Source organism: Vreelandella sp. 162(4c) (assembly GCF_058152265.1).
Window position 1 is genome coordinate 1,895,936 of sequence record NZ_CM176981.1, and the last position, 25,302, is coordinate 1,921,237.

Below are 25,302 nucleotides of genomic sequence, written 5' to 3' on the forward strand. Positions count from 1 at the left end.
TTTCTTAAGTAAGACACTAATATACTAGCTGGCCAATACTGCCCGCAAAACGCTGCTTATTGCGGTAAGGATAAACGTCGATGACACGGCCATCGATGATCGCCTGCTGCAGTTCCAGCCAGTAATCCGGGTCAAATAGCTCGGGGTGCTGCGCCATGAACATGTCGCGTAGGATCTTATTAGCGAACATAAAAGGCCCAAACTCCTCAGGAAAAATATCGTTAGGGCCGATAGATAACGTATCACCCCCCTGGAAGTCATTGCCCTGGGATTTGGGTATATGCCGAAAACGGCACTCGGTGAGGTAGCAAACTTCATCGTAGTCGTAGAAGATCACCCTTCCATGGCGTGTCACGCCAAAATTTTTCAGCAGCATATCGCCAGGAAAGATGTTCGCCGCGGCCATTTGCTTAATGGCATTGCCGTAATCCTTAAGCACCGTCTCCTTCTCTTGGTCGCTGCACTGTTCCAGGTAGATGTTCAGCGGCGTCATCATCCGCTCGGTATAGCAGTGTTTGATAATCACCTTATCGTCTTTCAACACAACGGTTGAGGGAGCCACTTCCAGTAAGTGCTCCAGGCACTCCGGCGCAAAATGATCCTGGCGGACAATAAAATTGGAGAATTCTTGAGTATCGGCCATGCGCCCTACCCGGTCATGGCGCTTTACTAGCCGATACTTTTCGCGCACTACGGCGTGAGTTACGTCTTTGGCCGGGTCGAATTTATCTTTTATGATCTTAAAGACGGTGCGAAAGCTGGGCAGTACAAACACCGCCATCACCATGCCGCGCACGCCTGGGGCGATAATAAACTGATCCTCGCGCTTAGCGACCTGACGATTCAGTGCCCGGAAAAACTCGGTTTTACCATGTTTGAAGAAGCCGATGGCAGCGTAGAGTTCGCCTTCAGGTTTGTGCGGCATCAGCTGCTGAAGGTAATCGACAAACTCCCTGGGCACCGCTACTTCAACCTGGAAGTAGGCGCGGGTGAAGGAGAAAATAATCGACACCTCGTCGGTTTCGATCAGTACCGTATCCAGGTGTAGGCTGGGATCGCCCCCCTGCTGCTCTCCAAAACCCTCGCCGTGGAGTACCGGCAGCACCAGCGGCACCTGCTCGCCGCTGCCCAGGATTCGCCCCACCAAATAGGCGCCTTTATTGCGATAAAAGACGCTATTCAGTAGCTCGATTTCAGCATCACTGGCGTTCAAAATCGCCGAGGGTAAGTGCTGCTGTAAGAAGGTGGCGCCGAGATGAGTATCCTGATCTATTTCCGCAAAGCGATTTTCGAAGGGGGCATCGATAAGTGCCCATTTGAGGGCAGCCTGCCAGTCGCCATTAACCTGTTTGCGACGGCATAGGTCAATTCCCGAGCGGTGGGCGGCATCTTCCCGGGAGCTATACACAAACATCCAGTCGTTGCGGATATGGCGATGATGGAAAATAGCGCAGAACAGCGAGTTAAAGAAGGTTTCAGCGAGCTCATAATCGAGCCGGTGGCTGATCAACTCAGCGTAGTGGTTGCGCGCCTCTCGCCAGCACTCGCAGTGAGACACCACCTCGGGATCAAAGGTACGCTTTAAGCGCCCCAGAGTGTCATCAATCTTTTCCTTATAGAGATTGATGCGCTCGGCGGATGCCTGCTGCGTTTCGCGCCACGCCGCGTCACGGAAACGACGGCTGGCATCGGCGGTAATCTCCTTAAAACGTGCACGGTACTCATCAAAGCCATGCAAAATCGTCGTCGCTAAGCGGTACGCAGGCGAGTGCTTCACGGGCTGGGCTCCTGTTGATTTGCGCTAGCGTTGCCTAACGGCAAACTACATGCGAGACGACCTTGGTTGGGTAGCCCCAGTTTAGCGCACTGCCGCAATACGTTTGAGCCGAAAGCAAAAAGGCCCCGCGGTGCGGTCAGCGATTAAAAAGCCAAGTTGGTGAATCTCGCTTGGCGTTACTGCCGGGGCGTCACTCAATAGCGTTCCCCGCCTCACCGCTTCAAAAGCATCCCATGAGAAGTACAGCGTCTCCCAGGCATCTTGAGAAGGCGTAAATTTCACTCGGTACGCTGAGGCATTGCCAAGGGAGGTGCTTTTCAAGCGCAGTTGATAGGTACGTCCGTCGCCCCGCACGGTCAGCTCTATGCCCTGGGCATCCGCTAGCGTTGGCTCGAACCCATTGGGCTCGCGGCGAACGGAGGCAAAGCCACCACCGTTTTCAAGCGACACCTCGCCCTGAAAGCGACCTACGCCATCGGTAACGCAAAAACCACTCTTTGAAACGCCACCCATCACGCCATCATCAACGGAGTACCAGCGCTGCTGCTCGCTGGGACTATCAAATGTCAACGCCATGACGACTCCTTATCATTAGCCAAAAAAGCCTCTTTGCCGCTGGGCAAAGAGGCTTGTTCAGCCTAGGCGATTAGTCTTGTGAATTACAGCTTCGCTGTCGTGACCACAGGATCTGAGTCAATATCATCCAGATCTTCAGGTGACGCGACCACCAACGCAAACTCCTCCTCGGCGGTTTTCGCTACGAGGTGATTCTTGCTGTAGAGGAAGAAGTAGGCTGCGCCAACAATGAACAGCACGATAGTGTAGTTAAAGGCGCGTGGGTCGAAGGCGTATACCCCGGTGAGCGCAACCAGGGAAAGCACCAGTGCAATCCCCGAGGTAACGACACCGCCAGGCGTTTTATACGGACGCGGCAGGTCGGGTTGTTTTACCCGCAGTAGAATATGGCTGAGTGCCATGAGCGCATAAGAGATCGTCGCACCGACCACGGCCATGCCCAGCATCAGGTCGCCTTCACCGCTCAACGACACCAGAAAGCCAAACACGCCGGGCACGATCAGGGCAAGATAAGGCACTTTACGGCCACTGGTCAGCGACAGCGCCTTGGGGAGGTACCCCGCCCGTGAAAGCGCAAAGACCAACCGGCTATAGCCGTAGATGATCGAAAAGAAGGAAGCAATCAGCCCCGCCAGGCCCAGCACGTTCACCACGGTTGCCAAGGTCGGATTGCCCGCTGCATTCAGCGCATCCACCAGCGGCACGCCGCTTTGACCGATCATCTCGGCGCCCGCGGCACCGGCCAGCAGCACCACGACTAACAGCGCTGTGAAGAGCAGGAACAACATCGCGCCGATGATGCCTCTGGGCATGTCCCGGGCAGGATCTTTAGCCTCTTCGGCCGCAAGCGGTACGCCTTCTACCGCCAGGAACAGCCACATACCAAAGGGTAGTGCCGCCCAGACGCCGTACCAACCAAACGGCATAAAGGTGCTCGCACCTGCCGCATCGGTGGGAGCAATATCAAACAGGTTGGCGGCATCAAAATCACCGATCAGTGCGACGGCGGTGGCCAGGATGGCAAACACTGCCAAGCCACTGATGACCATCATGACTTTTAGCGCTTCCCCCACACCCGCCAGGTGAATACCGATGAACAGCGCGTAGAAAATGAGGTAGACCAGCGGGCCGTTGATACCCAGCAACGACTCTACGGCGGCGCCAATGAAGATCACAATGGCCGCTGGCGCCAGGGCATACTCGATCAATACGGCCAACCCGGTCAGATAGCCGCCAGCAGGCCCCATTGCCTGGCGGGCAAAGCTGTATCCGCCCCCAGCCGCGGGTATCGCCGCCGACATTTCGGCAAGTGACAGCACCAGCGCCAGATACATTAACGCCATTAGACACGCGGCTATCGCAAAGCCACCCCAGCCAGCTTCAGCAATACCAAAGTTCCACCCGGCGAAATCACCGGAAATTACGTAGGAAACCCCGAGGCCCGCCAGCAGCATCCAGCCAGCGGTGCCTTTGCGCAGTTGGCGTTTTGCCAGGTACGCTTGATCTATCGTTGGTTGTGTCATCGTTTTGCCCTTTCAGTGTGGAACGAAATCGTCGTCAGCGGCGTGCTGTGGTTTACCAACGTTGTTCCGTTTTGTTGTGTGATCGTTGTTATAGGTTGTCGCTTTTTGGGTGACGTTAATCCGCCACCAGGAAGTTACGCGTCGAGCCTGATGCTGAGTCACCTTCCAGCACATCGTCTTCACTGCGGTCTTTCAACTTAACGCCCGACAATTTGCGCTGACGGGCCTCTTTTAACAGCAGAAAGAAGCGTCTGGCGGCCTCTTCCACCTGCAAACCTGCCGGACGCACATTGGAAATGCAGTTGCGTCGATCGTCCTTGAGCCCCGGCTCGGGCGCCCAGGTCATATACAACCCCAAGCTATCCGGCGAACTCAGCCCCGGTCGTTCGCCGATCATGACAAGCACGGCGTCGGCATTGAGCAGTGCGCCAATTTCGTCGCCAATCGCCACCCGCCCCTGCTCGACAAGCGTCAGTGGTGCTAGCTGCCAATCAGCAGCATCGCTGCTCAGCATCTGATAAAGCGCGCCAAGAAACGGAGCACTGTTTTGCTGTACAGCCAACGCAGAAAGCCCATCGACCACGACGATCGCAAGGTCATAGCGCTGCTGGGACGCGGCAGCTTTCTGCAGGTGCTCACGGGTCTCGTCGTTAAGGCGACGGCCATAGTCGGGCCGCTGCAGGTACATGGCACGATCCTGGGCATGGCTGTGCAGGCGCAGCGGTGCCTCAGACAAATCGAGGGCTTGGGTCAGCTCGGAGGCCAGCGCTGCTACATCCAGCGGACAGTGAACCGCATCCTGTGCTTGGGCGTGAGCCAACTGAAACGCCAGCAATTTGCTGGTCGGCAGGCTGACCCCAGCGCGGCCCAGGCCAATTCGCGCGTCGGTAAAGGCATTCAGCCGCTCCCAGGGGTTCTCCACCACGATGGGTGATGATGGATCATGTGCCATGGCGAGGCTCCTTGGGCAGGTGGCGCAGGCTGTTGGCAAAGGCGGCGGGCAGCTGGTCATTGAGCCGGTGGGTGCTAACATCCTGGAAAATCTGCATCTCTTCGAGCCAGCGCTCAAACTCCGGCGCGGCCTTCAGCCCCAGTACCCGCCGTGCATAGAGCGCGTCGTGAAACGAAGTCGTCTGGTAGTTGAGCATGATGTCGTCAGAGCCTGGGATACCCATAATGAAGTTGCAGCCCGCCACGCCGAGCAGCGTGAGCAGGTTATCCATATCATTCTGGTCGGCTTCGGCGTGATTGGTGTAGCAGACATCGCAGCCCATGGGCACGCCCAATAGCTTGCCGCAGAAGTGGTCTTCAAGGCCTGCACGGGTGATCTCCTTGCCATCGAACAGGTACTCTGGGCCAATAAAACCCACCACGGTATTCACCAGCAAGGGCTTGAACTTGCGTGCAACGGCGTAGGCGCGGGCTTCACAGGTTTGCTGGTCGAGCCCGTGGTGAGCGTCGGCAGAAAGCGAGCTGCCCTGGCCGGTTTCGAAATACATCACGTTGCGCCCCACCGTACCGCGATTGAGCGACTGCGCCGCCGCTTCGGCTTCGGCCAGGGTGCTCAAGTCGAAGCCAAAGCTGCGGTTGGTGGCCTCAGTGCCGCCGATCGACTGGAAGACCAGATCGACCGGGGCACCCTGCTCTATGGCTTCCAGCGTATTCGTTACGTGGGTAAGCACGCAGGACTGGGTGGGGATTTGATACTTCTGGATCACTTCATCCATCAAGCGCATCAGCTTGACGCTCTGGGCAACGTTATCCGTCGCTGGGTTGATGCCAATCACCGCGTCGCCACTGCCGTAGAGCAGGCCGTCCAGAATGCTGGCCGCAATGCCGGTCACATCATCGGTGGGGTGATTGGGCTGAAGCCGAGTGGAAAGCCGCCCCGGCAGGCCAATTGTGTTGCGAAAAGCGGTGGTGACCCGGCACTTCTTGGCCACCAGAATCAAATCCTGATTGCGCATCAGCTTGCTGACGGCAGCGGCCATTTCGGGGGTAATCCCCGTTTTTACTTCTGCTAACACCTCACTGGTAGCGTGGTCGGAGAGCAACCAGTTACGAAAATCGCCGACGGTGAGGTGACGGATGGGGGCGAAAGCGTCGGAGTCATGGTCATCGATAATCAGCCGAGTGATTTCATCCTCTTCGTATGGAATCAGGGCTTCATTCAAAAAAGTGGTAAGCGGGAGCTCGGCGAGTACCATCTGGGCGACCACCCTCTCTTCGGCACTCTCCGCCATTACTCCGGCCAAACGGTCGCCTGAACGGGGCGGCGTGGCTTTAGCCATCAGCTCTGCCAGGCATGCAAAGCGATAGCTGCGACTCCCCACCGTCGTGTGATAGGTCTGCGCCATGGGGCTATCCTTTTTTATTACGATGGCTGTTGTTGATCGCGTTGACATCGCGCTGAAGTACAAAACTTGCTTGTTTCCACCATAGCGTTATCAATAGAGAGGGAGTATCAAGTTTTGGCAAACTCACTAACTTTCGCTTTACTCAAGTAAATACAAAAAGTTAAGGCGTTACATAAATTATGATTAGCCAACTTATCACTGCGAGGAGCGCTTCATGACCACGCTCGACAGCTCATTTGCACCAACAAGGTGCATTCAAGAGGCCTTTGATGCCGATGAGCACGCGCAGAACCTGACGCGATGGCAACAGGAGTACGATCAGCTCAGCCCAGGGAGTTTCTACGGGCGGCTGGATGAGGTGGCACTGGAAACCATGCAGGTCTTCAAGGAGCATACCGGGCAAGCGCTACGTCAGGACTGCCGGGTATGGCCTGAGTCGCTGTGGATCGGTATTCCCACTACCCATCAAGGCTCGCGCATCAATGGACAAGCGCTCAGTGCGGGCGAGGTGATGTGCCGCCCGGGTGGACGTGATTTTGAACTGGTGACGCCGGAAGGATTCGACATCTATGGGCTGGTGATCCAGTTGCCCGCCTTGACGGCGGCAGCCAAGCGGCAGGGGGTCAGCCTGGATACACACTGGCACGCCATGCCCCGTCGCCAAGCGGCCGGTGACACCCTGCGCGCCGTGTCGTTCCTCATTGAACGTCTACTCACCAGTCAGACGCTGTCCATCGCCAGCCATATCCATCAAGACATTCTGCTGATGGCGCTACTGGAGTTATTGCAGGTCAAGCAGCCCAGTGCTGAGCTGCCACCCAGCTATGCCCATCGCAAGGAAGTGGTTGATCGCGTCAAGCGCTACGTGGATGAGCATCTGGAAGGCCCCGTGACGATGGAGGAGCTTTGTCAGCTTACCCACGTTAGCCGCCGCACACTGCAGTACAGCTTCACCACCATCCTGGGCATCAGCCCGCTACAGTTCTTACGCCTGACCCGGCTGAACCGCGTGCGCCGGGCGCTGCGGGCGGCATCTCCGCAACAATCGGTCACGGAAATAGCCACCTACTGGGGTTTTTGGCACTTGGGACAGTTCGCCCACGACTACAAGCAGCAGTTCGGAGAGAGCCCATCGCAAACGCTCAGTGCGAAAACGTTATGAGCGAGTCAGTGAATAGCGGCAAATACAAGCCAGCCTCTCAGCCAGCCTGATTAAATGCGAGAGTAGCTAAAAAAAGAGCGTCTGCCTAGTTAAAGGTTGGGAGGTGCTTGGATTCACGGCCTGGCAGACCACAGTCAAACCAACTGTGATGTGCCTTGCTGTCTTCCCAAATGTGGTAGTGCAGTTGCGACATCATCACCGGGTCATCTAGAAAATCCAAACGCTCCAGCTTACTCATTGCCGCAGGCCCCATCCTGACTCCGCGTGCAACCCGCTCGGCCCGACGTTGGCGTATTGGCTCGGCATCGGTATGCCGTGATGTGCCTAAAGCAGTAGCCAACGCATTCGGCACAGGATCTACCACCATTTGGGCAAAAGACGGCGCCGCCATTCCGGTATTCATGTGGGAAAGCAACCTCACCATGCGCCGCAGCACACGGGGCGGCTGTGTTTCTTCGGGGATCCGGAAAAGCCGCTTTTGAAAGCAGAACCACCCTAACGAGACACGGCTCGACAGTGCCGATACCGGGATAGACAGCATCAAAGCGACGACGATGGGCGAGAGCCACCACAGAAATGTAGGCTCCATAACGTAAACACCCGCTGCCCACACAGCCCCTATTAGGGTTTGACTCCAATGTGCGCGGAACGCATCCCCCCACGTCGTGTCGCTATTTTCACGTGATGGTGAGCGCCATTGAACCGCCCACCCCATCAATGACGTCAGTACAAAGCGGGTGTGAAACAGCATCCTTACCGGCGCTAATAGCATCGAGAATAGCGACTCGAGAATCATACTTTCCAATACCTTGAGAGGCCCGCCAAATTGACGACTCCCCTGTATCCACACCAGCAATACGCTGAGCAGCTTAGGCAAGAACAGCAGTAACGCCGTCACACCAAACAACCCCACCGCTAAGGTTGGATTCCATTGTGGCCAAACAGGAAACAACATTCCCGGCTCAGGAAAGTAGTCGGGCGTGCTAAAGGTATGCACTGCTAAAAGCGCGGTCGAAAGCACTAAAAAAAGACACCATAGCGGCGCGGAAAGATAAGACATTAAACCGGTCAGGAAAACGGCACGGTGGACGGGGTGGATGCCTTGCGAGAAAAACAGCCGGAAGTTCATCAAATTTCCGTGGCACCAGCGTCTGTCGCGATTGAGTTCATCGAGCAGGTTAGGTGGCATTTCTTCAAAGCTGCCTTCCAATTTGTAGGCAATCCATACCCCCCAACCGGCTCGCCGCATCAGCGCCGCCTCAACAAAATCATGGGATAGTATCTCCCCAGACATCGAGCCTTTACCGGGCAGTGGCGCCAGGATGCAGTGCTGCATAAACGGGGCGAGGCGAATGATCGCGTTATGGCCCCAGTAATGCGACTCACCCAATTGCCAAAAATGGAGCCCGGCAGTAAACAGCGGTCCATACACTCGTGTCGCAAACTGTTGCATCCGAGCGTACAGATTGAGGCGCCCCGAAGCGCGTGGCGCTGTTTGGATAATGCCGACCCTGGAGTGCACCTCCATCATTTGCACCAGTCGCGTCAGGCATTTGCCGCTCATGACACTATCGGCGTCCAACACCACCATATAACGATAGAGCGCCCCCCAGCGGCGGCAAAAATCGTCGAGATTACCGCTCTTGCGTTTGACTCGACGCTGTCGGCGGCGATAGAAAACCTGACCGAAAGCATCCAGATCACGACACAACACCAGCCAGGCATAGGTTTCTTGAATGGCAATATCGGGATCGGACGTATCGCTCAGAATAAAGATGTCGAAATGCCGGTCATTACCCGTACTGCGCAGGGATTCCAGGGTGGCGCGCACCCCGGCAAAGACCCTGGCAACATCCTCGTTACAGATTGGCACCAATAGTGCTGTGCGTGCCTCATCATCAATCGGCTCGTCGCCCACCTCGCTGTCAATGGCGTAGCGGTCATGGCTTCGTAATAGCTGGAAAAATCCCATCAAGGCAGTCCAAAACCCGGCGGATACCCAGGCGAATAGCAACACAAATAACGACAGGATAGCTATCTCAAGCCACTGCAGGCCCTGGCCAGGGAGGACAGTACGCATCTGATTGGCAGCGATGATACTTTGACCGAAAATCAGCACTAGCAAAACCCAGCGTCGCCTAGTGGCGACCCACTTCCAGGACGCGGAGGGTGACTCTCTTCTGCGCCGACGAAAATCACCATTTGCCCAGCGCTTGAAGCGGCGACCAATATTCACGAAAGGATTGGTCGACCACTGCTGGGGCGCCAACGGCGTTCGCTTCATCGGTGGCGCAGTTTGCAGGCGGGTAATACCGGAGGCGTCCGTAGACAGCACGTCTGGCGGCGCTAGCGGCGGCTCTGCATAGGCAAGCGCCAGGCGCCGACCTACTGACAGCGCTGCAGGATCACTATTGTCACCTCTCTGCCAATTACCATCCCCATCACTATCCTCGCTCAACGCAGCGTGTAGCGACGCCATGTCGTGCTTATCAAGATCACCGACCAGTAACTTGTAGCGCTCCTTACGATTCTGGGTTTCCAACGCCAAGCGCTCTAAATAAATATCCGTTGGCGTTGCCTGCGATGAAGACATCATTTCAGCCATTAGCAGGCAGCCTGTAGTACCAGGTTTCGGACATTTGCTTGCCATCGAGCATTAGCTTGGCCCTGATATCCAAGGGCTGGCTGCCATTATTCCGCTTCACATTGACAAATACACGCCAACCGTTGGTCGCTGGGTTATGAACAACGCGGCTAGTCGCCAATTCTCCATTATCGCCCACGCTTGCCTCAACGGTCATATTTGCATCGCTGCCGATACCGGAAAGCGAGGGCCCGATAAAATCGAGGACAAAAGCGAGTGTCCCGTCGGGCTCGCGCACTAGGTTATCGCGCATCACCTCTCCCCGTGAGCGACGTGTTTCTTCAACCCAGGCAAGCTGAGGATCAAGGTGGCGGCTTTCATTGGTTGTGAACGTAATACGGTAATCGAATGCCAGCGGTGTTCCCGGCTCATGGGGTTCATCAGACAGCCACATCGAGACGATATTATCGTTGGTCTCGTTGTCAGTCGGAATCTGAATCAGCTCAACGCTACCCGCCCCCCATTCGTTTTGTGGCTCGACCCAGGCGCTTGGGCGCAGATCATAACGTGCGGCAATATCCTGATAATCGCTAAAATTGTGGCCACGCTGCATCAAGCCATAACCGCGTAACTGAGGTGTTGCATGCCTATTCATCATCAATCTGGCCGGATTGGCTAGCGGGCGCCACAGCCAGCCATTCTGCGCATCATTGATCAAAAGGCCATTAGAATCATGGATTGCTGGGATATAGTGTTGTGTCGAAGAGGGCTGCTCTGGGCCGTAAAGATACATGCTGGTGAGTGGAGCTATTCCTAGTTTCTCGACAGCCCGACGCAAATATAGCCGCGACTGTACGTCGACTATAGTGTCTTCTCCGGGACGCAGCACGAAGCGGTATGCACCGGTCACGCTAGGTGAGTCAAGCAGTGCGAAAATAGTCAAGTACTGGCTTTCCGGGCCAGGTTCGACGATCCATATTTCCTTGAAGCGAGGGAACTCCTCGCCCGAAGGTAGCCCTGTATCAACGGCAAGTCCTCGCCCGGAAAGCCCATAAACCTGCCCTTCGCCAATAGCGCGAAAATAGCTAGCCCCCAGAAAGACCATCACCTCATCTTTGCGATCACCTTCATTGAGTGCATGGTTGATCCTGACCCCGGCAATACCAATGCCATCGCTATTCTTCACTTCGTCGGAGATGCCTAAATCACCGTAGGTAAAATCATCCGGATTATAGGCAAAGCCATGTACCCCCCCCTCCTGATCAACGCTGTTTAATTGGATGGCACTGTCATAATGCATACCCTCATGGATAAAGCTCAGGGTGAACGGTGCGCCTTTACCGCTCCACACATCGCGATCTCGCTTGAACTGTATTTGCGAATACTCCATATAGCTGAGTTCGCGCAGCTCATCAGGCAAAGATGTTTCCGGGGCTCGGTAGCCCTGCTGGGCTAGTTCCTCTGCTTTTCTAGCGACATCATCGAAGCCAAATGCAAAAGCCTCAAGAGGGATGCTTCCAACCAGCAGGCCACCCAGAACGGCGACTGAAAAAAAACCTTTGCAGCTTGAAAATTTACTTAACCGGGTCGATCCACTCATTTAGCGTCATGCTCCTGTACAATCCTTTGACTAAATTCAAATTCGCTTACTTGCCGAATCGACATACGAAAGAGTCCATTCGATCAGCTAAATGCGTCCTTTTGATTTTCTCACCATCCTAAAGCGCACCTCGAGCGTATGTGAAGATGAGGTTACGTTTTAGGTATAGCATGAGTCTAGACTACTTGGCACCCCGACTAACCGGGCTTTTTGAAAGGGTTGAGGCTAAAATTAGAATGGGCTCGATTCGTTGAACCGGGAGAACAGGCGCTACCTTAAGCTTATTGTCTATTATAGATAGCAGTTTGGTGGGCGCCCTTCAAAAACGCTCAATGCAAAAACGACCTACTCACCTAGCGCAGCCAGCGCTGGGCAAACTCTTTAGCTGCCAATGGCCGATCAAAGTAGTAGCCTTGGCCCTGGGCACAGCCCATTGCAAGCAATGCGTTAATCTGGTTTTGGTTCTCAATCCCTTCCGCAATGGTTTCAAGGCCCAGCGTGTTTGCCATGGCAATGATCGTTGCCACAATGACACGGTCGTTGTCGCTGGTGAGCATATCGCGGACGAAGGAGATATCGATTTTAATTTTATCGGCGGCGAAGCGCTTTAGGTAGGCAAGCGACGAATACCCGGTGCCAAAGTCATCAATGGAAAGCCCTAACCCTTTGCTCTTTAACACTTCGGTCATAGCAATCGCTTTTTCAGGATTCTCCATGATACCGCTTTCGGTAATTTCCAGGCTAAGTTGTGACGCCTCAACGCCAAAGTCGACACAGCAACCGAGCAGGCCAGTCACCAAATCATCCTCTTCAAACTGCTGGGCGGCAATATTAATCGCTAACTGGCCAGGCATAGAGCGCCCCTGCTCTCGCCATGCGGCAAGTTGCCTGCAGGCTTCCTCTATCACCCAACTGCCGAGCGCGACAATCATGCCGCGCTCCTCGGCAATAGGAATAAATTTACCCGGTGAAACGTCACCCAGTTCCTCATCGTGCCACCGACACAGCGCCTCAGCGCCAATTAACTGGCCGGTGTGCAAATCTACCTGGGGCTGAAAGTGCAGGCTCAGCTGTTTTTCGGCAATGGCGGACGCCAGGCGTTTGGCGATATGCAACTGTTCAGCCACAACGCGCCCCATCCAGGGTTCAAATACACATACGGGAAGCTTTTGCCGCTTGGCTTGATGCATGGCAATGTCGGCGTGTTTCAACAGCTCTAATGGCATTGCCGCATGCTGAGGATATAGCGCCAGACCGATTCCCACAGAAAGCTCAAAGGAGTGTTGCTCAACAATAAACGGTTGCGCGATGCTGTCGCACAATTGCTGAGCTGTGGCTAACGCGCTGCTTGCCTCAACACCAGGGCAAACCACCACAAACTCATCACCAGCTAAGCGTGCTAAATACTGTCCCTCCGTCAACGAAGCTGCAAAGCGCTCGGCCACGGCCTTTAGGACTAAATCGCCCAGGTCATGCCCAGCGGTATCATTGATCTCTTTGAAATGATTAAGATCCAGTAGCAATAGCGCCAATTCAGTGGTCTGCGTATCGGCGACCACTCGCTCTAAGTGGCGCATAAAGGCAGCACGGTTGGGCAATTGAGTCCCCGAATCAGAAAAAGCCAATTGGCGAATGCGTACTTCGTCTTGTTGGCGTTCAAGCTCTGAAGCGGCCCGCGCAGCAAATATCTGCAAGACATTGCGCACAACATCCACATCGTCCAGCGGCTTCTTAAACATGACGCCAATAAGCCCCATCGGCTGACCATGGCTATCATCCAGCCGCCGCCCAACATAGCCGTTTACCCACGAAAGCGCCCCGTTGGTTTCAGCAGGCAGCCTAATGGCGGCGCCCTCGTGAACGATACACTCTTGCTCCACCATTACCTTATGGCAAGGAACGCCGGGAAGATAATAAGCAAAATTATCCTGGCACTGACCATTTACATACAGCGTTAAGGTATGCGCGATATCGGAATCCTGCTCGTCCAGTAGCGCTATAAACCCCACTTCAGCGGATAACGCTTCGGCCATATGGGCGGTTAGCCGGCGCAGAAACGCTTCGCCATTCTCAGCTGAGACCGCAGTTGCCAAGCTAACAACGGCGTGTTGAAAGCGTTGCTGCTCATTAATGGTGTTGATCAGGGCGGTGTTGTGTCGACCAATGCGCTGCAACGCCTGCTGCTTATATAACAGACGTTCGCGCGTTTGGCTTTCTGCTAACTGACGCGCCAACTCTGCGCCAGCCAACGCCGCAGAGATACGTAACACTTCATCGGCATAAGAAGGAAGCTCCAGGACGGATGAGTGCATTAGCGCAATAGCACCCAAAAAGCCGCCACCAGGCGCTGCGATGGAGATACCCAAATACCCCTCAACGCTCAGGGAGTCCAGCCGCTGATCATCCGGGAACTGCTGACGAGCAGAAGCAGGCACAAACAACCGTGAGTGTTCCGCGACCTGTTGGCATGGCGTGCTTTGTAGTGAATACGGAGCTGTCTCAATGAACTCACCCTGAGACCACGCTGCCAATGTGCTCACAGTGTCCTGGCGGCTATCGACATATTCAACAACGGCATGATCAACGCCAAGGATACCCGTCAGGGATCGCACAAGGTGTTGAAAAAAGCCCTCTTCACTGACGCAGGTCAACTTATCCGCCAACTGTCGAAAAATCTCTGGTGCAGAAGTAGGGAGCATGTTATTAAGCGCCTTCGGATTTACACATCAAGCTTCTCTCCCGCTCTTGCTGAACAGTATTTAAAAAAACGCACCGATCTGCCGCATAAACGCCATTCGGTAACCGATCAACGACTAAAGTTTATAAACGCCTAAAGCTTACAAAAGAAAAACCACCCAACATTCAACACCTCACAATCTTCTTTCATAAGCTTTTAAACAACCTTCAAACAACCAACCAAAGCAACTTGAACATTAACACTGAAAACATATTGATAACTTACACTACTAAAGCTGCCCTCAGTTATATGCTTTATAGCTTCGGGCATTTTCACCTATCACACCTATGCTTTTTATTTTTTTTGGCTACCCAATTAAATCATTACCCCTTAATTACACATTTCACGGCGTAACCAAACGAAACAAAAAGTAACTACAGGCATCCAAATCAACCTTAGAAGATGATATTCAACCTAAACAGTCCTTCATGTCAATAGGTCGTTCCTCAACCATCTAGGTCTAATGGAGGACATTGTGAATAAAACAGAACAGAAACGGCTTGCAGGCAGTATCGGCCGGGCAATTGCCAAACAGCGGGTTCGCAGTCAATTGACCCAAGAGGAAGTTGCTGAGCGCCTAGGTGTTGGTAACGAAGCCGTTTCGCGCATCGAGCGCGGGCGGGTGATCCCCAACATTGTGCGCTTAATAGAGCTTGCTGAAATTTTCAACTGCGAGGCAGCTGAGTTATTTGGGCAAGCCAGTTTTCATATCGATGATCAGTCAAGCAGAATGAAACAGCTTTTAGAGCCTTTAAATCAAAATGATCGACAGCTAGTTATCGATATTGTTGAAAGCTTAACTACACGCCTACAAAAAGGGTAATCAAACACAATGACAAAACCTTATCTCTACAACTTTAAGACCAATCAAAAATTACTACAAAAAATCAACCAAAGGATCACTATAACGTTTGCTATTTCATAAATCCCACACAATAAATTTGATAAGGTGATAATATTAGCCATATAAAATAAATCATCCAACATGAGCACGCTTTATTGGTTGAATGATTGCTTTCATGCTATAGGTAGTCTGATGTAAATAGTCGACACCCGGCATTCAGCAATCGCAGCGTTGAGCTGCAAAGGGGCGTTATGTTCAACACCACCGCGTGGAATCGCCTTCGCTACACCGTTTACGCACCTTTCTACGATGCGGTCGCCGCCCGTGCGTTTCGTAGGCCACGGCGTATTGCGCTTGGACAAGTAGATTGGGAGCCTGGTATGCGGGTGCTGCTGGTAGGGGCTGGCACAGGGTTAGACCTGCCTTTTCTGCCTCATGACATCGAATTGCACGCCACCGATATCGCTCCGGCCATGGTGAAGCGCACGGCAAAAAGAGCCGAGGAGCTTCGCCACGATGTGGAGTGTAGTGTGATGGATGCCGAGGCGCTCAACTACCCCGATGAGCACTTTGAGGCCGTCATCATGCATCTGATTATTGCGGTAATGCCTGATCCACAGCGAGGGCTTGCCGAAGCGTACCGCGTGTTAAAACCCGGTGGGCAGCTGTGCGTAATGGATAAGTTCCAGCCAGACGGTCAATCTGTGGGCGCGGGCCGACGTCTTCTGAATGGAGTCACATCGGCACTTGCCACCGACATTACACGCCAAGCACAGCCACTGCTCAGCGAAGCTGGGTTTCAGATTCACCACGACGAACCGGTGCTAATGAATGGTCTATTCCGTGCACTCCTGGCCGTCAAGCCCGCTCCGTCTAGCCGCTAAGCGTGTGACTTTTTACCGCTATGCACAGGCTAGCGATTGCTAATTAAACTATCTAAGCTGTCTGGCTAATTTACCGATACCACTCGGATTCAAGCCAATGACAGTCCACTCCTCTAACCGCACCGGCAAGCTGCTTTTTGCCCTGCTTAGCCGCTTACACCTATATATTGGCCTCTTCGTCGGCCCTTTTATTCTTATCGCGGCACTGTCTGGTATCGCTTACTTGCTTAGCCCACCACTTGAAGAGTGGCTCTACCATGACACCCTATATGGCGCTACTCAGGGCGAACCTCATTCACTTGCCGAACAGATCACTACGGCCCAGCAATACCTGGGCGCACCAACCCTGCCCAGCGCGGTGCGCCCTGCACCGGCTTTAGGCGATACCACCCGACTCATGTTTAGCGAGCCAGGGCTGGGGCCTTCTGAACATCGGGCGCTGTTTGTCGATCCCATTACCCTGAAAGTGACCGGTGATACGACGGTTTACGGTACCAGCGGTATTTTACCGCTGCGCACAGCGATCGATCATTTTCACCGCCAGCTGTTAATGGGCGAGACGGGGCGTCTCTATAGTGAGCTGGCTGCCTCATGGCTTTGGCTTGCCGCGCTGGGTGGCATAACGCTGTGGATTCGCCAACGCCGCACACTGAAAGCACTGTCAGGCGCCCACACCACACGCCAACGCCACGCAACACTTGGCGTAGTGCTTTCCTTCGGGCTGCTGTTCTTTTCGGCAACGGGGCTCACTTGGTCACAGTGGGCAGGGAGCAATATTGCGGAACTTCGTCATGCCTGGGGCTGGGGCACGCCAAGTGCCTCAACGGCACTGATCGATACCGATAGCCAGGTAGCCGATGAACATGCTGAGCATCACGGCCATATGGCAATGGTGGCCACGTCTATCACGTTAGAGGACTTTGACCGGGCGCTGAGCGCTGCTCGTAAGGCGGGGCTTAGCGCAGCGCGCATCCAACTAACGCCTCCGAGCAGTTCCCAGGAGGCATGGCGGGTAGCGGAAATTGATCGCCAGTGGCCTACGCAGGTAGACCAGGTGGCGCTGCATCCGCAAAGCATGGCTGTGACCGATCAAACCGACTTTACCACCTTCCCACTAGCCGCCAAGCTCACCCGCTGGGGGATTGATCTGCATATGGGCGTACTGTTTGGTATCGCTAATCAAATAGTGCTGGCGTTGATCGCCGCGGGGCTTGTGACGCTGATGGTGTGGGGTTACGTAATGGCGTGGCGGCGGCTACGCACGGCGAGTGGTCAGCGCTTCCCAACGGTGACTGAACCCTGGCTAATGCTTCCGCTTACGACCCAACTCGGCGTGCTGTTCGTCGCTATCACGCTTGGCGTAGCACTGCCCGTACTGGGTGTAAGCCTGGCGATTTTCATCGTGATTGATGCGCTGCGCTGGTCTATTAAAAAGCGCTACACTGCCCGCAGACTTAATACCCACCAATAACATACCTTGAGGTGAACGATGCCAAAAGCCCCCGTTAAGCGCTTTCGCCGCTTACCCGATGACGAACAGTCACGCGTTATAGAAATGGCCTGGGAAGACCGCACGCCGTTTGAAGCGATCGAAACGCTGTTTGGGCTTGCCGAGCCCGATGTGATTGAGGTGATGCGCCACCAGCTTAAACCCGCCTCGTTTCGCCTCTGGCGCACACGTGTCACCGGCCGCGCCACCAAACACCAAGCTCTGCGCTCGCCGGATGTTCTACGTGGATATTGCCCAACGCAATATAAGCGCTGAAATCCACTAGGCTTTGTACGAAAACTGACTCGACCTCCTCTGAAACAAATCTTCCTCTAAGCATCTAAATTGTTATATTATCACATAACATAAACCCATTTAGAGGTGCCCTAGCAATGACCGCATTTTCTCCCCTGCCCGTGACGGTGCTCTCGGGCTTTCTAGGTGCCGGTAAAACCACCGTGCTTAATCATATTCTCGCCAACCGTGAAGGCCGCCGCGTCGCGGTCATTGTGAACGATATGAGCGAGGTAAATATCGACGGTGCACTGGTGCGCGGTGGCCCTGGTGAGTCGACGCTGGATGGTAATGTTGCTCTGAACCGCTCTGAAGAGCGTTTAGTAGAGATGAGCAATGGCTGCATCTGCTGCACCCTGCGCGAAGACCTGCTGGAAGAAGTCAGCCAGTTGGCCCGGGAAGGCAAGTTCGATTACCTGGTCATTGAGTCCACCGGGATTTCCGAACCGCTGCCCGTGGCGGAAACCTTCACTTTTGAAGATGAAAGCGGCCAGAGCCTCTCCCACGTCGCCCGGCTGGATACGCTGGTCACCGTCGTTGATGGCGCCAACTTTCTTGAACAGTACCGCGAAGCGCAAAGCCTCACCGAAGCGGGCGAAAGCTTAGGCGAGGATGACGAGCGCAATGTCGCTGACTTGCTGGTCGATCAAATCGAGTTTTGCAATGTGCTGCTGATCAGCAAAACTGACCTGATCAATGAGAAAGAGTTGGAGGCGCTGAAGGCTATCCTGCACTCGCTGAACCCCGACGCGGAACTGGTGCCGATCACTCAAGGCGGCGTGCCGCTCGATAAAGTACTGGATACCGGCAAGTTCAATTTCGAGCGTGCCCAGTTGGCACCGGGCTGGCTAAAAGAGATGCGCGGCGAGCATGTGCCAGAGACCGAAGAGTACGGTATTGGCAGCTTTGCCTATCACGCCCGCCGCCCCTTCCACCCACAGAAATTTCATGACCTGCTCAACCAGGAGTGGTTTGGTAAGGGCCTGCTGCGCTCGAAAGGCTTCTTCTGGCTCGCCACTCGCCCCCAATCCGCCGGTCAATGGAGCCAGGCAGGCGGCATCGCCCACCACGGCCCAGCCGGGATATTCTGGAAGGCGATTCCCGAAGAGCGTTGGCCAACGGATCCCGAAACGCGTCAGTTTATTATGGAAAAGTGGCAGGAGCCGTTTGGCGATATGCGCCAGGAGCTGGTCTTTATCGGTCAGAACCTGGAACAAGATAAAATGCGTGAAGCGCTGGATGGCTGCCTGATAAGCGAAGCGGAACTACTGCAAGGCATGAACGCGTGGAAGAAACTGCCCGATCCATTCCCGTCCTGGGAATAAGTAAGAGCTAATAACGCTTAAACGCAAAGAGAGGCCGCAGCCTCTCTCTTTTTTACTACCTGCACTTTTCTTGCTAAACGCTCTATTGCAACATGCTGGGCAACCAAGTCGCCAGGCCCGGAAACACTATCAGCACTGCGACCAGCAGCATCGAACAAAGAATGTAGGGAATCGCTGCCGAGTATATTTCTCTCATGGTAGTACCTGCCGGTGCGACCCCTTTCATGACAAACAACAAAAGACCCAAGGGCGGCGTTGAGAAGCTAATTTCAAGCGCCAGTAGAACAACGATACCGAACCACACCAAATCAAACCCAAGCGCCTGGGCGAGCGGGAAAAAGATCGGCACGGTCAGCATCATGATAGAGATCTGCTCCATAAAGGTGCCCAGCACCAGTAGCACCGCAAACATCGCCAGGAGCATCAGAATCGGCGACAGATCGAAACTGGTCGCCCAGCCGATCAAGCCACCCGAAGCGCCTGAGAAACCAAGCAACTGACTGAAGGTAGCCGAGCCAAACACGATCAGGTAGGCCATCAGCGTGACTTTTAATGCCCCGGTGACCGAAAGTTTAAACGCCTCCCAGGTCATGCAGCGGAAAATAAACGCCAGGATAATCACACCTAGCGCGCCAAAGGCTGCAGCCTCTGACGGCGTGGCAAACCCAATCAGCATTAATGTGACGATAATCACCATCACGCTGAGCATGGGTAGAATATCGGTCACGATCAGTTTGAGCTTCGCGCTCAGCGGCACCGGCTCAAGCTCATAATTCGGGGCGGCCTGAGGATCCAGCTTGGTCTGAATAAAAATGGTCGCGATATAGAACCCCGCCAGCGTTAGCCCCGGCAAGATACCGGCAATAAGCAGCGCGCCAATATCCACTTTTGCCAAGGTTGCTAACAACACTGCCAGCGCAGAAGGCGGAATAATAATCGCCAGGCCGCCAGTGCCCAGAATCGGGCCAATCGCCATTTTCTTTTTATAGCCCCGCCGCTCCATTTCTGGCACCAGTAGCGAACCCATTAATGCCGTAGAGCCCATGGAGGAGCCACTGAGAGTGGAGAAAGCCGTCCCACCCACCACTGTTACGTAAGATAAACGCCCCGGCACCTTGCCCATTAGCTGGTCAATAGCGTTGAACATTTTCATGCCTAGACCAGTGCGGAAAAACAGCTCGCCCATCAACAGAAACAGCGGAATGGGCACCAAATTAAAACTGGATAGTGCGCCGAAACCGTTGTTGAGCATCTGCAAGATGCCGGTTTGGCCGCCCATAAAGTGCCAGGCACCAATCACATTGGCGGCCAAAAAGGCCAGGGCAATGGGGGTGCCAATCGCCATAAAGATCAAAATCAACGAGAGCAGGAAAGCGAGTGCAAAGTACCATTCCATTATTCTTTAATCCCCGCTTCGCCGCTGTGAAGAATTTCATGGCCCACCACAAAGCGGCCAAATTCGATCGCCATCAGGGTAAAGCTGATGGGGAAAACAATGGTCAGTATCCATTTCGGCACAAAGAAAGCCCGCACGTCATAGTCAGTGCGCTCGATATTAAGCAGCACCAGATCAAGCCCCTTCCACGCCAGCACGCCGCACACCACGACACAGAGCAGCGCTACCCCTCGGCTGAGGATATTTAGCGCTGCTGGCGGCAACACCGAGGTCAGTAGTTCAATATGCACATGCCCTTTTTGGCGCACCAGCCAGGGAGCCCCGAGTAGAGTGAGGTAGAACATGGCGTACTCGGTGGAGAGAAAAAACCATGCAGAGGGCTGAAGACCTAAGTTACGAATCACCACCGAAAGCACCACGGCCACCATCAGCCAAACCAGCATGATGGCGGCCAGCAGGGCCATGCCGTTGAGCAGCAGCAGATAGCCGCGTTGTGCGTAGCGCATAAAAAACCCTAGAAAATAAGCCACACAAATAGGGCGCTCGACCGCTCGGCGCCCCTACGTTTCTATAGATCGTTGAATTTTTCGATCAGCGTATCGTAGTGCTCAAGCCCCATGGGGTGGCGCTCCATCTGGCCACGCATACGTTCCCAGGTGGCATCCCGGGCAGCGTCTGAGAATCGCTGTGCTGCTTCGCCTTCCAGGGTGATGACCTGCATGCCATCGGCCTCAAGCTGAGCCTGTTGCTCGTTGGCTAATTCAGCCAGTTGTTCGGCGCTGTCGCGCTCATGCTCAATGGCGACTTCCTGAAGAATTTGCTGCGACTCTTCGCTGAGCTGGTTCCACTTATCCAGGTTAACGATCACCCCCATATCGGTGGAGAAGAAGGCAGGGTCAACCCGATAGTTAAGAAAACGATCCCAATTTAGGTCTTTCAGGCCAATTTGAGTCCAGCCAGTCGCGTTCACTACACCCCGCTCCAGGGCCGCGTAAACATCGGTGGTCGGCAGGCTGATTGGCTGAGCGCCCAGGTAGTCCTGGAAGAAGGCGTCATACACCGGATTACTGCGTAGGCGTAGGCCCGAAACGTTTAGGTTACCTTCGCCATCGACGGTGGGCTCATCAATGGTGTAGAAGTTGTAGCTGACCCCGCTGTCGAACCAGCCCAGATAGTAGGTGCCCATCTTCTCCTGATGAATTTCATTAAGCAGGTCGATGCCGCCATTTTCGCGTGCGTAGATAGCGTTAGTGTTCGAGGCGACCATGGCATCGCGCTCTGGTACGGTACCTGCGTAGAAGCTCGCAGCGGTGTAGGCCATATCGACCACGCCGTTGCGAACTGCGTCGGGCTGCTCGGAAAGGCCAATCACTTCAGGGCCGCCGCGTACGTTAATTTGCACCACACCTTCACCGCGTTCGTTCACCTTATCGACGAACTCTAAAAAGCTCTGGGTATAGATCAACGAGGGGGGAAATGCATGCACTGCGTTAATTTGATCAACGGCCAGCACTTGAGTGGAAGCCAGGGCAGTTAGCACGCCCAGGGTAAGGGTTACTTTTTTCATTAGTTTGTCTCCTGCACAAGATAATTTGCGTTATAGCGTTTTTGTTTCTAAACCGTTTTTATAAGCTGCTGTTTATTAACCCTTCTTATAAACGTCTGTTGCAAACGTGCGTGCTGTTGTTAGCAATATACTTCCAGGCCGTTTCTACCCCTTGCTGATAAGGGTACTCTCTGGCGGCTGAGCCGCTGTCCAAGGGAACTGTGCCGTGTACTGTGCTGAGAAATCAGTAATGGTGTCAGCATGCTGGCGGGTCATATCAATATCATCCCAACCGTTAAGCAGCTTGGTGCGCCAAACCGGGCTAATTGAAAAGCTGACTTCTACTTCGGCGACACGGACGACCTGCTTGTCTAAGTCAACGTGTATCGCCGCCGGTGCATCGCCAAGCGCTGATAACAAACGCTCGGCTTCATCCTCTTCCACCACCGCAGGCAGTAAGCCATTATTGACGGCGTTAGAAGCAAAAATATCGCCAAAGCTTGGCGCCACCACACAGCGAAAGCCGTAATCGACCAGTGCATAGACTGCCGCTTCCCGCGATGACCCCGCGCCAAAGTTGCGGCGACTGACCATCACTTCAGCGTCGGCAGCATTAGGGCGATGAAGAATAAACTCTTTGTCCGGTGTGCCCTGCTCGTCGTGGCGAACGTCATAAAGTAAAAACTGACCGTAGCCAACGCTGCGCGGCTCTTTCATAAAGCGCGCGGGAATCAACTGATCGGTATCCACGTTAGCCGCGGCAAGGGCAACGCCAAGAGTGTCCAGTACGGTAATAGGTTGCATTAGTGCGCTCCTGAAGCCTGAACGGATGAATCAGCGCCCGCTGCTAACGTACGCACATCGGCTAGCCGCCCACTCACCGCCGCTGCGGCCACCATGGCGGGTGACATCAAATGAGTGCGCGCGCCAGGCCCTTGGCGGCCCTTGAAATTGCGATTGGTGGTCGAGGCGCAGCGTTCGCCGCTGGCCACTAAATCACCGTTCATACCCACGCACATGGAGCAACCGGAGTGGCGCCACTCAAGCCCGGCATCAATAAAGATACGGTCTAACCCTTCGGCTTCGGCCTGGGTTTTCACCAGGGTTGAGCCTGGCGAGACCACGCCGGGCACGCGGCTTTTGTGGCCTGCCAGGACAGCCGCAGCGGCCCGTAAATCTTCAATACGCGCGTTGGTACAAGAACCGATAAAGACCCGATCAATGTTGATATCGGTGAGTTTTTGGCCCGCCGTTAAGCCCATATAGGCCAAGCTCTCCCGAGCCTGGCGCGCTTTCGCGGGATCACTCAATTTCTCAGGGTCGGGCACAGCGCGATCAATCGGCAGCGCTTCTTCGGGCGAGACGCCCCAGGTCACCGTCGGCGCGATTTCGTCCGCATGCAGCGTCACTTCAAGATCAAAACGGGCGCCTGGCTCGCTGTAGAGCGTGGCCCAATAGGTGCAGGCTTGCTCGAAGGCTCCCCCTTTCGGACTCCAGGGGCGGTCACGCAAATAGTCAAAGGTGGTTTGGTCTGGAGCAATCATGCCGCAGCGGCCGCCGCCTTCAATGGAGAGATTACACAGCGTGAGACGCGCTTCCATGGAGAGCGAGCGGATCGCCTCGCCAGCGTACTCAATGGCATAACCCCGTGCGCCGTCGGCGCCTAGCCGCGAAATCCAGGTGAGCGCAATATCTTTGGCGGTGATGCCCTCGGCGAGTTGGCCCTCGACGCTAATCCGCATCACCTTGGGCTTGCTCTGCCACAAGGTTTGCGTGGCCAGCACGTGGGCCACTTCCGAGGCGCCAATGCCAAAGGCAATGCTGCCAAAAGCGCCATGGGTGGCGGTATGGCTATCGCCGCACACCATCACCATGCCGGGCTGAGTGAGTCCCTGCTCGGGGCCTAGCACATGAACAATGCCCTGACGCGGGTCATCGAGACCAAACAGCGTCACCCCATGCCGCTGGGTATTGTGGGAGAGCTGCTCAATCATCGAGCGCACTTTGGGGTCGGCAACACCTGCCAGGTCGCGAGTCAGCGTTGGTACGTAGTGGTCAGCAATACCAAAGGTTAAATCGGGCCGTGCAACGGGCAACTGGCGTTCAGCCAGCTTATTGAACGCGTGGAAGGAGCCTTCGTGGACAAAGTGGCGGTCAATCCACAGCAGGCTCTGACCGCTTTCACTGCGGTGAACCTCGTGGGCGCGCCAAACTTTGTCAAACAGCGTTGTTGGGGTACTCATGGTCGTCGCTCGTTGCCTCGGCCTTCGTTAGACTTATCGTTCTCACCCAATACAACTAGCGCAATTTCACAACACAGGTCAAATGTATTTTTTGTAATTTTAAATCTGTATTAAATCTAATACATTAAAAAATCAACCAATCACACTACTCAGCCTTCCCGTTGGTGGGCATTCCACCTACCTTGGGCTCCCAGTAGCGGGAGTTATCTTCGCCGTTGCGCTCCAGATCAATTTGGAAGCGATAACGATCTGGACGGTAAAGTGCATCCAGATGTTCTACCCCCCGGCCCTGCTCATCAAACACCACACGGGTGAGAGAAATCAGCGGGGAACCCACGGCAACATCCAGCGCTTCCGCCACTTCGTGGCTGGCCAGAGTGGCGGAAATCGATTGGGAGGCGTGATCAACTTTCACGCCACTTCGCTCCAACAGAACAAACAGCGGTGTATTGGCTAAATCCATCTCGTTGTAGTGCAGGGCAATCGATTCAGGCACATGGGTTACCAAATGGGAAAACGGCTTGTCGTCGACCATGCGGACACGAACCGAACGCTGCACCTTACCACTCGGCCCCATGCCTAACCGCTCGCGAATCATTTCCGGTGGCAGCACATAAGCAAACTCCAGCAGCCGCACCTGAGAAGCCTGGCTCATCTTGACCATATTGGGCATTAGGTTAGACACGCTGGCAGTCATCACCGTGGCGTCCAGCGGCTGCTCCAGCACCACCGTACCCACGCCTGCTTTACGCTCTACCAATCCTGTCGTTTGCAGCGCCTCCATCGCACGTCGAACGGTGACGCGTGACACGCCATGCTGCTCTGCCAGTTTATTTTCGCCTGGCAGTTTACTGCCCGCTGGCAGCCGCCCACTCAAAATAGCGTCTTTCAACAGCAGGTAGATGCGGTGTGACTTGGTGCCGCCCACCGCGGAGGGTTGTGCCTCACTCATCCACGCCTCTCTT

The 25,302-nt window shown here is 54.7% G+C and carries 20 protein-coding genes; 6 read left to right on the forward strand and 14 right to left on the reverse strand.

All coding sequences use genetic code 11. The features are described from left to right. Positions 1 to 16: 16 nt before the first annotated feature. The 5 genes from aceK to AC4EYZ_RS08585 form a co-directional block, all read right to left on the reverse strand. Positions 17 to 1,777, reverse strand: coding sequence for a bifunctional isocitrate dehydrogenase kinase/phosphatase (aceK, locus tag AC4EYZ_RS08565; RefSeq protein WP_027957820.1), 1,761 nt, complete (start codon positions 1,775 to 1,777; stop codon positions 17 to 19). An 81-nt stretch (positions 1,778 to 1,858) separates the two neighbouring features. Next, positions 1,859 to 2,353, reverse strand: coding sequence for a CIA30 family protein (locus tag AC4EYZ_RS08570; protein WP_474191983.1), 495 nt, complete (start codon positions 2,351 to 2,353; stop codon positions 1,859 to 1,861). 83 nt (positions 2,354 to 2,436) lie between these two features. Further along, a complete protein-coding gene (gene eat / locus AC4EYZ_RS08575) occupies positions 2,437 to 3,876 on the reverse strand; it encodes an ethanolamine permease (protein ID WP_009288378.1) in 1,440 nt (479 codons plus the stop codon). A 115-nt stretch (positions 3,877 to 3,991) separates the two neighbouring features. Then, positions 3,992 to 4,828 carry an ethanolamine ammonia-lyase subunit EutC gene (gene eutC / locus AC4EYZ_RS08580; protein ID WP_039860529.1) on the reverse strand — a complete coding sequence of 279 codons (837 nt, stop codon included), beginning with the start codon at positions 4,826 to 4,828 and terminating at the stop codon, positions 3,992 to 3,994. Then, complete coding sequence (locus tag AC4EYZ_RS08585) at positions 4,818 to 6,233, reverse strand: ethanolamine ammonia-lyase subunit EutB (RefSeq protein ID WP_027957818.1); 1,416 nt, start codon at positions 6,231 to 6,233, stop codon at positions 4,818 to 4,820. Before AC4EYZ_RS08585 ends, eutC begins: the two co-directional genes overlap by 11 nt. A 214-nt stretch (positions 6,234 to 6,447) precedes the next feature. Here AC4EYZ_RS08585 and AC4EYZ_RS08590 point away from each other — a divergent pair, with 214 nt between their 5' ends. Then, positions 6,448 to 7,395, forward strand: coding sequence for a helix-turn-helix domain-containing protein (locus tag AC4EYZ_RS08590; RefSeq protein WP_009288377.1), 948 nt, complete (start codon positions 6,448 to 6,450; stop codon positions 7,393 to 7,395). 85 nt (positions 7,396 to 7,480) lie between these two features. Here AC4EYZ_RS08590 and mdoH read toward each other — a convergent pair whose 3' ends face one another. The 3 genes from mdoH to AC4EYZ_RS08605 form a co-directional block, all read right to left on the reverse strand. Further along, the gene (gene mdoH / locus AC4EYZ_RS08595) at positions 7,481 to 10,000 is read right to left on the reverse strand and encodes a glucans biosynthesis glucosyltransferase MdoH (protein ID WP_474191595.1); all 2,520 of its coding nucleotides are present in this window, start codon (positions 9,998 to 10,000) and stop codon (positions 7,481 to 7,483) included. Then, the gene (locus AC4EYZ_RS08600) at positions 9,993 to 11,579 is read right to left on the reverse strand and encodes a glucan biosynthesis protein G (RefSeq protein WP_051052184.1); all 1,587 of its coding nucleotides are present in this window, start codon (positions 11,577 to 11,579) and stop codon (positions 9,993 to 9,995) included. Before AC4EYZ_RS08600 ends, mdoH begins: the two co-directional genes overlap by 8 nt. 353 nt (positions 11,580 to 11,932) lie before the next feature. Beyond that, entirely contained in the window at positions 11,933 to 14,278 is a 2,346-nt protein-coding gene (locus tag AC4EYZ_RS08605; protein WP_009288376.1) for a putative bifunctional diguanylate cyclase/phosphodiesterase, read from the reverse strand. 501 nt (positions 14,279 to 14,779) lie between these two features. On the opposite strand from AC4EYZ_RS08605, the gene AC4EYZ_RS08610 reads away from it, so the two are divergent. The 5 genes from AC4EYZ_RS08610 to zigA all read left to right on the forward strand — a co-directional run bounded on the left by AC4EYZ_RS08610 (position 14,780) and on the right by zigA (position 19,152). Continuing rightward, the gene (locus AC4EYZ_RS08610) at positions 14,780 to 15,139 is read left to right on the forward strand and encodes a helix-turn-helix domain-containing protein (RefSeq protein WP_081742548.1); all 360 of its coding nucleotides are present in this window, start codon (positions 14,780 to 14,782) and stop codon (positions 15,137 to 15,139) included. Positions 15,140 to 15,411: 272 nt separating this feature from the next. Next, on the forward strand, positions 15,412 to 16,044 hold the full coding sequence (locus tag AC4EYZ_RS08615) for a class I SAM-dependent methyltransferase (RefSeq protein WP_009288375.1): 633 nt from the start codon (positions 15,412 to 15,414) through the stop codon (positions 16,042 to 16,044). Positions 16,045 to 16,141: 97 nt separating this feature from the next. Then, complete coding sequence (locus AC4EYZ_RS08620; protein ID WP_414121672.1) at positions 16,142 to 17,515, forward strand: PepSY-associated TM helix domain-containing protein; 1,374 nt, start codon at positions 16,142 to 16,144, stop codon at positions 17,513 to 17,515. An 18-nt stretch (positions 17,516 to 17,533) separates the two neighbouring features. Then, positions 17,534 to 17,809, forward strand: a complete 276-nt coding sequence (locus tag AC4EYZ_RS08625) for a TIGR03643 family protein (protein WP_138800445.1) — start codon at positions 17,534 to 17,536, stop codon at positions 17,807 to 17,809. A gap of 116 nt (positions 17,810 to 17,925) precedes the next feature. Next, positions 17,926 to 19,152 (forward strand): zinc metallochaperone GTPase ZigA, encoded by a 1,227-nt coding sequence (zigA, locus tag AC4EYZ_RS08630; protein WP_278370824.1) that lies wholly within the window; start codon positions 17,926 to 17,928, stop codon positions 19,150 to 19,152. An 82-nt stretch (positions 19,153 to 19,234) separates the two neighbouring features. On the opposite strand, the gene AC4EYZ_RS08635 is transcribed toward zigA, so the two are convergent. From AC4EYZ_RS08635 to AC4EYZ_RS08660, 6 genes are all read right to left on the reverse strand, one after another. Then, positions 19,235 to 20,548, reverse strand: coding sequence for a TRAP transporter large permease (locus tag AC4EYZ_RS08635; RefSeq protein WP_138800443.1), 1,314 nt, complete (start codon positions 20,546 to 20,548; stop codon positions 19,235 to 19,237). Then, positions 20,548 to 21,054 (reverse strand): TRAP transporter small permease, encoded by a 507-nt coding sequence (locus AC4EYZ_RS08640; RefSeq protein WP_138800442.1) that lies wholly within the window; start codon positions 21,052 to 21,054, stop codon positions 20,548 to 20,550. Before AC4EYZ_RS08640 ends, AC4EYZ_RS08635 begins: the two co-directional genes overlap by 1 nt. A 62-nt stretch (positions 21,055 to 21,116) precedes the next feature. Continuing rightward, positions 21,117 to 22,115: a TRAP transporter substrate-binding protein DctP gene (gene dctP, locus AC4EYZ_RS08645; RefSeq protein ID WP_022520121.1), complete on the reverse strand. Its 999-nt coding sequence runs from the start codon at positions 22,113 to 22,115 to the stop codon at positions 21,117 to 21,119. Between the two features lie 144 nt (positions 22,116 to 22,259). Then, entirely contained in the window at positions 22,260 to 22,898 is a 639-nt protein-coding gene (gene leuD / locus AC4EYZ_RS08650; protein ID WP_159176019.1) for a 3-isopropylmalate dehydratase small subunit, read from the reverse strand. Continuing rightward, positions 22,898 to 24,337: a 3-isopropylmalate dehydratase large subunit gene (gene leuC / locus AC4EYZ_RS08655; RefSeq protein ID WP_159176018.1), complete on the reverse strand. Its 1,440-nt coding sequence runs from the start codon at positions 24,335 to 24,337 to the stop codon at positions 22,898 to 22,900. The genes leuD and leuC overlap by 1 nt, the downstream gene beginning before the upstream one ends. A 145-nt stretch (positions 24,338 to 24,482) precedes the next feature. Then, entirely contained in the window at positions 24,483 to 25,289 is an 807-nt protein-coding gene (locus AC4EYZ_RS08660; protein WP_159176017.1) for a GntR family transcriptional regulator, read from the reverse strand. Between the last annotated feature and the right edge of the window lie 13 nt (positions 25,290 to 25,302).